General features: G+C 39.7%; 1 protein-coding gene. It reads right to left on the bottom strand.

Features of this window, described 5'->3' with window-relative positions:
- Positions 1-1,081 precede the first annotated feature (1,081 nt).
- Positions 1,082-1,324 (bottom strand): hypothetical protein (locus QVO88_RS00600; protein WP_288177666.1); only part of this gene is annotated, 243 nt, incomplete at its 5' end.

Genomic DNA, 1,324 nt, shown 5'->3' with positions numbered 1-1,324 from the left:
TGCCCTGACTGGCTCAGTTTTATTTTAGCATACATAGACGAAAGCCTTAAACAAAGGTTTTTCAATCTCTATGCTGCCATCTTTCTTGCTCTTTGCACGATACAACTGACACAGCATACCATACGGATATTTATGGATTGCTTCTGCCACCAAAAGAGTTTCGTTATCGATCCATTTATATATAAACTTACTACCGACTTTAAGTTTTTGCGATGGCATTTTTTCCGACAATCTCAAGTATAATCACCCCCGATCCATTAATAATTCCGTACCCCGCCCAGAATTGATACCCGTGTTAGCAGTGAACGAAGCCATTCGCCACAGAACACACCGTACGCCGCTGTAACGCCCCATCACCAAGCGGGTAGAGTAGTTTGACGACGAAGCAGCCGCAGCCCCACACACGGCGTTTGTGAAGGCGTGTGCGACAACGCTATCCACAGGACTAATCATCCATAAATTGGGCAAAGCCGCTGCATTTACCGTTGGTGTAGTATAGCATTATTCTTATAAAAATTCAATATGATCTGAATTTGATAATTTAGCATCTTGATTAAATCAAAATGAACATTACGAACATAAAAAATTAATCTCGGACGTTGACTAAAGTGGACTACAAGGTGTTATTTATCAAAAATAAGTAATACGGCTGTTGGTTCATCAGGGCTTCGTTATATTACAGCTATCTCAGAAATTTTGAAACTTATCGCCGAAAAAATTTGTTCCTCAAATGCTCTTTAGGCTTAAACGACTAACGCACCGCAATGAAAAATATCTATAATCTGCAAAAATTATTTTGCGGGTGAGAATAGAAACAATTCTCAAAAATATTTGATAAATCTGACTCGAAAATCTAGGGGTATTTTATGCACCAAATGAATAGGTACAGCTCACTCTGAAAACAGGGGTAAAACGAAGCTCATCGAATAATCGCACTTACTCAACACCCTTTTCGGGCAAAACTCCGTGTGCAGGCGTTTTCACGAGCAGGACTTGATTTGATGACTGGCATCTTTGAATTTTTCTGCAATGTTACAAAAATAAAGAAGCAATACCCCCCACAGATACTGCTCCTTAATGCTCAAATATATTCATCTAAATGGCTTAGGAAATAATCGATTTTCACAAAGTGAACTAACTGCTTATTTGAAGCATCAGCAGCATCTCTCTGAGCCAAATCTTCCTCAGATACCCGCTTGTTATTGCTCCTTTTGCCCTCAATGAAACTATCCCATACTTCTCTCTCTGTAAACTCCTTGGAATAATTATCCTCGCAGTTGCACAGGAGATACAACTCAGCATTTCCTGTATTCCAATGCAAGGC

It is taken from the genome of Ruminococcus sp. CAG:57 (assembly GCF_000435935.1).
GTDB classification, from domain to species: domain Bacteria; phylum Bacillota; class Clostridia; order Oscillospirales; family Ruminococcaceae; genus Hominimerdicola; species Hominimerdicola aceti.
The sequence above is the reverse complement of the archived record's forward strand: the minus strand, read 5'-3'. Positions and strand labels throughout refer to the sequence as shown.